This is a genomic window from Mesorhizobium sp. f-mel (assembly GCF_053850215.1).
In genome coordinates this window covers 1-7621 of the sequence record NZ_JBSPTO010000059.1, presented here as the reverse complement: position 1 = coordinate 7621, position 7621 = coordinate 1, and the positions used below count along the sequence as shown (strand labels likewise).

The window sequence follows — 7621 nt, the reverse complement described above, 5'->3', positions numbered from 1 at the left end:
TGCTGGTCACCACCGAAGCCATGATCGCCGAGGCTCCGAAGAAGGAGTCGGCTGGCGGCGGCATGCCAGGCGGCATGGGCGGCGGCGGCATGGGCGGCATGGGCGGCATGGATTTCTGACGGCGCAATTTGACCATCTCGGAAGGGCGGCAGCGATGCCGCCCTTTTTCTTTTGCGTTTTGTCGATGGGGGCTAACCGTAATAGTTATGGCAGCTCCATCGAGGGGGTACCGTTACCCTTCGCTGATGCAAACAATTTTTTGTGCATTGCAATATATTGCTCGATGGGTATGGTTCCGCTGTCGGCCATCTACTCCTCCCAGATGCGATGCCGGCTTTGAAATGCAGCGCACCTCCTCCCGCGCTGTTTTCGATATCGGCCCGCTGCTATTTCCTCCCGGCAGCGGGCCGTTTGCGTGAGCAATAGGTTTCGCTCGATGGCCCGCGTGCTGGCTTTAAGCCATGCGGATGCTCTGGACTTCCAGGCCCTTCTTGCCCTGCCCGCATTCGACAAGCACCTTTTGCCCCTCCACCAGCCTGCTGAGGCCAGAGCGGACCAACGCTGTGGCATGAACGAAGACATCCTTCCCGCCATCTTCAGGAGCAATGAAGCCGAAGCCCTTTTCGGGATTGTACCACTTGACTGTGCCCGCGCTCTCGATCGATCCACCCGCTGCAGAGACGGATCCTTCAGCACCACGGACACGTGGCGAAGTTTTCGCGGCCTCGCCAATCTCCAGCACCTGGGAGACCTGAGGACCCTTTGGCCGCTCTTCGACAGTGACCTTGAGACGCGCTCCCTCAGAGACAGTTCGGTTTCCGGCTACCTCTAGTACTCTGCTGTGCAGATAGGCATCCCTGCCGTCCAAGAGTTTGACGAAGCCAAATCCTTTGCTCGCGTCGAACCACTTCACCTCGGCGTTTACGGGGTCCGCGATCACAGGTGGCGGCCGTTGAAAATAGCTAGGCTCGAGAGCCCGTTCGGAAAAAGAATCGGGCTCGTCCTCATCTCGATCCCGGCGTGGTTTGCGATGGTCTCTGTATCTGCTCATGATCGTCTCGGCTGGCATAGCGAAGGCTTACGCCACGATATCTCTATCCGGATCCGGCGACGCGTTTGTGTCAAATGTCCTTGATGGCGTAAAGCTCCCTCTGTCGATTACAGTCCACCTGGTTTGTAATCGGCTGCGGATAACGGCCATGGGTCGTCACGGGCCAGGTGTTCGGTGACAGCGATACGGCAGATTAGCCGTGCTGTTTCCCGATGGATCGCCGCATCGTCAAAACCATCGCCTATCATGACAACTTGTCAGCCCCAATGGGCCGAGAACGGCAGACCGCTCACGACCTGCTGCAACGCGGAGCTCAACAGGCGTTTTTTTCGTTAGGACTCGCTGTTGCGCCGCGCCTCCTTTGCCGGGGTGGCAGCTTTTTCTTCCGGCTGTAGATTGACGGTGGGTCTACCCGCCGTCCATCCGAGGCTCTATGTGAAAAGCGCGCCGTGCGGGATAGACATCGGCAGCCTGCTAATCGACACCTTCGTCGCGTTTAGGAAGCCGATATTGCCTCTATGCCTACCGATGACCCGCCACCTGAAAGCCCGGGACCTGTTCGGCGCGATCGACCACATGCCATCGCTTAGTAGGCCGGCTAGCGAGCGTTCATTTAGGGTTTTCAATCCATCGACCGGCGAATTGCTGGCCGAGCTTCCCGACATGGGCGTCGAGCAAACGCGAGCCGCGATCGACCAGGCCTATGAGGCGCAGCCGGGATGGGCTGCGTTGACCGCGCGGGCGCGCAGCGACATACTCTGGCGCTGGCACCAGCTGATCGTTGACCACGCAGACGACCTCGCTGCAATTCTTACCGCCGAGATGGGCAAGCCGCTCGCTGAGGCAAAATCGGAGGTGTCGCATGCGGCCGCGTACCTGCAATGGTATGCCGAGGAGGCCAATCGCATCTACGGCGAGACGATCGCCGCGCCATCGACAGACCGCCGCATGCTGGTGATCAAGCAGCCGATCGGCGTTGTTGGCACGATCACGCCATGGAATTTTCCAGCCTCCATGGTGGCACGCAAGATCTCGCCGGCGTTAGCCGCGGGCTGCACAATCGTGCTCAAGCCCGCTGAGCAGACCCCGCTTGTTGCGGGCGCAATGTTTGCCCTCGCCCACGAGGCTGGCTTTCCCGAAGGCGTCGTCAACCTGATCTTCGCTTCCGAAGGCGATAGGATTGGCCGTGAACTGTGCTCCAATGCCAAGGTCCGTAAGATCAGCTTTACCGGCTCGACGGAGGTCGGCCGGCTGCTCATGCGCCAGTGTTCGGATCAGATCAAGAAAGTCAGCCTCGAGCTCGGCGGCAACGCGCCTTTCATCGTCTTCGACGATGCCGACCTCGATGCCGCAGTGGATGGTGCGATTCAGGCGAAGTTCCGCAATGCCGGTCAGACCTGTGTTTCCGCGAACCGCCTTTATGTGCAGGCGAGCATTCATGATGAGTTTGTCGTCAGATTCGTGGAAAAAGTCCGCCACCTTTCGGTTGGCGACGGTTTCGATCCGGGCGTGGCTATCGGACCGCTGATCGACAGGCATGCCTTAGCCAAGATCGAAACCCATATCGCGGATGCCGTCCAAAAAGGGGGCACGGTTGAATGCGGGGGCAAGCGCATCGGCAAAGTGGGCACGTTCTTCCAGCCGACGGTGCTCACTGATATCTCCAGCGCAATGGCCATCGCGCAAGAGGAGACATTCGGGCCGTTGGCTCCGATCATTCGCTTCGAAGATGCAGAACAGGTCATTCACGAGGCCAACGACACGATCTACGGACTTGCCGCCTACTTTTATGCGTCCAATCTCAAGCGTGTCTGGCGCGTGGCCGAGGCGCTCGAATACGGAATGGTCGGAATCAACACCGGCCGAATGTCCTCGGAAGCGGCCCCCTTCGGTGGGATAAAACAGTCCGGCATCGGACGGGAAGGCTCCCGTCACGGGCTCGAAGACTACCTTGAAATTAAATACCTGTGCATGGGTGGCATCTGAGCACGTACGAAGGAATTTGGCGGACGAGCTCTCTCAAGCACTCGGCCAAAGGCGGCTGCGCCTGAAAGATGGACGGTATAGGCGCTCTTGCGCTGCCGAACGGCGTCTGTCTTCTGCGGAAGGTCGGGCGTCTAGAGCGTAGGGTGCACTGTGAGGCCTGGTTGGGTCGTAGCTCAGTCTGGCTTTTGGCCCGAGCGATATGTTATTTTCGGTACCAGCCGTTCGGACTCCGGCCGATCGAGGTCGATCGACAAAAGGCCGTTCGCTCCGCCGCGGTCACCCGCACGACGTCGGCCAGCACTATCTTTGGCTTGCGATTGAGGGGACCGGTCGAGCGACTTGGTGCAGCCACATGGAATAAGACCAATGCGCGTGGTCGCGGCCTTCCCGGTCACCTACATGGATCGGCGCGCTTGAACATCGGCCGATATCTACGCGGCCGAGGCGGCAAATGCCGAGGCAGGCACGCAAGCGCGCGGCGCGATCGACGGCCGCGGGCGGCAATGCCAACCTGGTGGCCGCTGCATAGACTAAGTCGGTACTTACGCGCCCTCGACGACGGAGAAGCCCTCGAACTGCGGGTGACCGAGGTAGTGGACTTTCGTCGTGTCGAGATTCCTGTGGGCGGCGAGGAAATTCTCCGATCTGGTCCAGGCGACGAAATCGTCGTGGGTTGCCCACACTGTGTGCGAGGCAAACAGCGTGTAACCTTCGGTCTCGCTGACCGGGCCGCGCAGCAAATGGAATTCTCGGAATCCCTTTATCTCGGCAAGGCTGGAATCGCGGTTTTTCCAGACGGCCTCGAAGTCGGCCTCCGAGCCGTTCTGGACCTTGAAGCGGTTCATCGCGATGTACATGGCGGTTCCTTCATTCCGGATGTTGTGGTTGGCGTGGGAGCTTGACCTGTTCAAAATGGGCCGGCTTTGGCCTCCAGCGAAGCAGTGTCTTGAGCCCCAGAGCTACACGTCACGAACTTGAGGATTAGGTGGCATGAGCCGTCCTAGCGCGAGGAGCAGTCCGTTATCGCCTTCGCACCGCAGCGTCTCATGGCCCTCTCTTGCAATGCCCACTACGCTTTCGACCTGCTCGCGATCGTCGAACTCCGGACGACCCTGTGTTTCCATGCGAAGCAACCCGCATCAGCTATACCCGTCCCTGGATGTTTGCCCGCTGTCATGTTCGTTCGCCTGCATTTTATTTCATCGAGGCGAACACCTCCCCTAGACGCGGCGAGCCTCGCTGTGTGCCAAGCAACCGTCGTGCCATCGTAGAGGTGGTGGGAGAGGACCGGATATTTCGTGACGCGCGGGGTGAAATACCAGCGCGTCGGTGTGTCGGGTCTCGGACATAGACGTTACCGGACCCGGCTGGATGTCAGAGTAAGGGATCCAATTCGGGCCGCGCCAAAGCCTCATCGCGCCTTTCAATCAGAGAACCTGAGATCGGCGTCCGGGTAAGGAAAGAAAGCAAAGCAGCGGGCACGGAGACCTAGCACCTAAGAAAGCTACGCGACCGACTGCCAGCTGGCGGTTCGCACCCAAAAGGCAACAGTCACGAAACCGCTCTGCAGTCCCTGGCGGCCGCCGTGGTCGGCCGTCGCTGGCTTGCTGATGGCGCAGATCTGGGTGCTTGGCATCGCCTGGAGGATTTCGGAGCTCGAGCGCAACCGCCGCTGGGGAACCTTGTTGCGCCCTTGTGTGCAGATAGCCCCCCTTCGATCGCCATATTAGTCGAGGCCGCAAAGCTCCAAAAACTCGTTCGTGAAGCGAATGCCACTCCCATCACGTTCAATGCCTGGGTCGTAGGTGAAGACCGCGATATCTAACTTGGCGAGGCGGCGACAACATCTTCATGGGGGCGTCCAGGTAGGAGAAGGATCCTCTCATGCCCCGCGATTGCCGGTATCAACGCTGGATAAAGATGCAGCTGCCCGGCGCCTGTGTGAATGTCGGCAGCAGTCGCTCCCGATTTGATCTCTATCAGCAACGGACGTTTCCCCGGTCGGTTGCATCGACTTCGTAACCGAGCGAATGGCCTGGCTTTTCCATCTTGATATCCCGTTCTAGCAGCCGTTCCTGCAACGCGAGCCATACAAATCCCTGCTTTCGGGAGACGATTTTTCCTCTTGGGGCCCGGTTGGTCCGATCACATAGGTTCCGCCCTTCTCGTCGGCACCAAGCCGGTAACTGACATCTTCGGCTCTCGGTGCAGGAGAACTCGTAGACCTTGCCAGTGCGCAGGCTCGCACGAACCGCCCTGTCATTGATCGATTAAGATCTGATTTCTCGTCGAGCGCAGCCACCAAGAACCAGCCCGCTCGATTCCAGTTGGCGATACTTCGACATTAAGCGGCGTCAGCCCCGTCCTTGATGCGAACGCGGAAGGTGAGACTCCCTTCTCGGTCTCGCCGTTCTTCCGAAGTAGGCCTTGCCTCGCGCACCGCCTCTGATCGGAGGCTGCCGTATCCACGGCGGCTCTCGAAGAGGGCATTAGCAAATTAGAAAACGTGATCCTGTTATTTTTTGTCGGCACTTCCCCTATAATCTTCTACAAAAGATAACTAATGACCGACCACCATATGACCTTTCGTGAACGTGCTCTTAGCCTGACCAAAGATCTCGGGATTGCGCGCGCCCGTGACTTCAAGGCTGCCGGCATTCCCCTAGTGTATCTAAGGCGCCTGACCGAGGCCGGCGACCTGGTTCGCCTCGGTCGCGGCCTCTATCAAGATCCCGATCGCGTCGGGGAGGATGCCGCGCACGATCTGGCGGAAGCCAGCCGGCTCGTGCCTCACGGAGTGATCAGCCTGATCAGCGCACTTCGGCAGCATGGGCTAACCACTCAGCTGCCTCATGCAGTTTGGATGACCATTCCACACAAGGCCCGCACGCCGCACAAAGGCCTCCGGCTCGAAATCGTCCGCGCAATCGGTGAAGCGCTGACTGCGGGCGTAGAGCATATCCGCGTCGAAGGCGGTTGACGTGCCGATATACGGGGTAGCGAAGACTGTCGCCGACTGCTTCAAGCACCGCCGCAACGTTGGTGAGGACGTCGCCATCGAAGCGCTGCGCGAATCTCTGCACCAACGAAAGACCACACCGAGCGAACTGATGAAGTTCGCCGCTATCGATCGCGTCGTCGGCCGAATGGAGCCTTTGATCAAGGCGATCCAGTGACCGCTAAGATCGTCAAAAATCTGGATGTTCGATCAGAGCCCGACTGCTCAATCATGCCAGGCAACACGGTGATGACTACCAGCGCGTCCTGACACGCTACGCAATCGAACGCCTGCCCTTTCGCCTCAGCAAAACCGAGGCGGCCGCTCGCTATGTGCTCAAGGGCGCCATGCTGTTCGTCACCTGGCCGGAGCACGTATTTCAGCCAACCGGGGATCTCGATCTGCTCGGCGAGGGCAGTCCCAACCCCGTATCTATCGCCGAACTGTTCGTCCGCATCTGCCAAGTTGAAGCGCCCGATGACGGTATCAAGTTCGACGCAGACAGCCTCAAGATCGAGGCAGTTCGCGAAGCCGACAAATATCAGGGTGCCCAGCTAAGTCTGACGGCGGACTTGGCTGGCGCGAAAATTCACGTGCAAGTCGACATCGGCTTCGGCGATCATGTCTATCCGTCGCCAAAGCGAGGGACCTTTCCCAGCCTGCTGCCGAACCTGCCGGAGGCAAGCGTGCTGATGTATCCCCCCGAAACAGTGGTCGCGGAGAAATTCGAGGCCATGATCCGCTTTGGGGAAGTAAACGGCCGGATCAAGGACTTTTACGACATCTGGGTCACGACCCGCATCTTTCCCTTCGACGCGTCGAACCTTGTCGAAGCGGTCATCGGCACGCTTCGGCGCCGAGAGACTGCCATCCCCACCGTAATGCCCGTTGGTCTGACAGAGGCTTTTGCAGCGATTGTAGAGGATCGCGGTCTTTGGAGCGGCTTTCTTCGCCGCAACCCACCGACTCTCAAACCGCCGAGCTTTGCGGAGCTCCAAGAAGAATTGCGACGCTTCTTCGGTCCCATTATCGATAGTCTTGCGTCCCCGGAGAATGCCCGCGGCCGTTGGAATCCCGATGGCGGAACTTGGCTCTAAGGCGCAGAAACACCTGCGGCCATCGCCAGTTTGCCTTCACTGCGCTCAACGCCCGCAATTTGCCGGACGATACTCAGTGATGGCGCGATCCCTCTGCGTCGCTTGCCGCCGCAGCCGAGGCGAAGAAGGGCGCCCGGAGTGGAGCACCTTCGAAGGAATGGCGACTTCCGGGATCTTCGACCACAGTCATGAACGGCGCGAATTGGGCGCGAAGCGGTCAATGGCGATGCCACTTATCTCGAGAACGCGCCGACAACGATGCCACTTGAATTACCCGAGCTCGTGGATCGCCACGTTGGGAATGACCGCCTTGTCAGCACGCCAAGGGCCATGCTGTCGACCGCGTGGCGAGCTTGGCGCCGACGGCGTCCACTTCGACCGAATCTGCTGACAATGAGGACTTGTAGGATCCCCCAGTAGGCGAAAACCCATGACGATCATCTTCACGCCGGCCGCGATCTGAAGCACGCGTCCGGCGCGCTTCATGCC

At 59.5% G+C, this 7621-nt stretch carries 7 protein-coding genes; 4 read left to right on the top strand and 3 right to left on the bottom strand.

Annotation, left to right across the window (positions count from 1 at the left end):
• Positions 1-454: 454 nt before the first annotated feature.
• Positions 455-940, bottom strand: a complete 486-nt coding sequence (locus tag ACWUKX_RS30580; RefSeq protein WP_456010398.1) for a cold-shock protein — start codon at positions 938-940, stop codon at positions 455-457.
• A gap of 639 nt (positions 941-1579) precedes the next feature.
• Here ACWUKX_RS30580 and ACWUKX_RS30575 point away from each other — a divergent pair.
• Positions 1580-3037, top strand: coding sequence for an NAD-dependent succinate-semialdehyde dehydrogenase (locus ACWUKX_RS30575; RefSeq protein ID WP_456010402.1), 1458 nt, complete (start codon positions 1580-1582; stop codon positions 3035-3037).
• A 542-nt stretch (positions 3038-3579) separates the two neighbouring features.
• Here ACWUKX_RS30575 and ACWUKX_RS30570 read toward each other — a convergent pair.
• Positions 3580-3894, bottom strand: a complete 315-nt coding sequence (locus tag ACWUKX_RS30570) for an antibiotic biosynthesis monooxygenase family protein (protein WP_455851163.1) — start codon at positions 3892-3894, stop codon at positions 3580-3582.
• Positions 3895-5600: 1706 nt separating this feature from the next.
• On the opposite strand from ACWUKX_RS30570, the gene ACWUKX_RS30565 reads away from it, so the two are divergent.
• The 3 genes from ACWUKX_RS30565 to ACWUKX_RS30555 are packed head-to-tail and all read left to right on the top strand — an operon-like array spanning position 5601 to position 7132.
• Positions 5601-6017, top strand: coding sequence for a type IV toxin-antitoxin system AbiEi family antitoxin domain-containing protein (locus ACWUKX_RS30565; protein ID WP_455851162.1), 417 nt, complete (start codon positions 5601-5603; stop codon positions 6015-6017).
• Between the two features lies 1 nt (position 6018).
• Entirely contained in the window at positions 6019-6213 is a 195-nt protein-coding gene (locus ACWUKX_RS30560; RefSeq protein ID WP_455851161.1) for a hypothetical protein, read from the top strand.
• A 31-nt stretch (positions 6214-6244) separates the two neighbouring features.
• Entirely contained in the window at positions 6245-7132 is an 888-nt protein-coding gene (locus ACWUKX_RS30555) for a nucleotidyl transferase AbiEii/AbiGii toxin family protein (RefSeq protein ID WP_456010400.1), read from the top strand.
• Between the two features lie 270 nt (positions 7133-7402).
• On the opposite strand, the gene ACWUKX_RS30550 is transcribed toward ACWUKX_RS30555, so the two are convergent.
• The coding region (locus ACWUKX_RS30550; RefSeq protein ID WP_456010396.1) for a hypothetical protein at positions 7403-7621 on the bottom strand (219 nt) is incomplete at its 5' end.

Excerpts from the sequence above, each read along its gene's own strand:
- ACWUKX_RS30575 (WP_456010402.1), top strand. The coding sequence starts at position 1,580 with ATGACCCGCCACCTGAAAGCCCGGGACCTGTTCGGCGCGATCGACCAC.
- ACWUKX_RS30570 (WP_455851163.1), bottom strand. The coding sequence starts at position 3,894 with ATGTACATCGCGATGAACCGCTTCAAGGTCCAGAACGGCTCGGAGGCC.
- ACWUKX_RS30565 (WP_455851162.1), top strand. The coding sequence starts at position 5,601 with ATGACCGACCACCATATGACCTTTCGTGAACGTGCTCTTAGCCTGACC.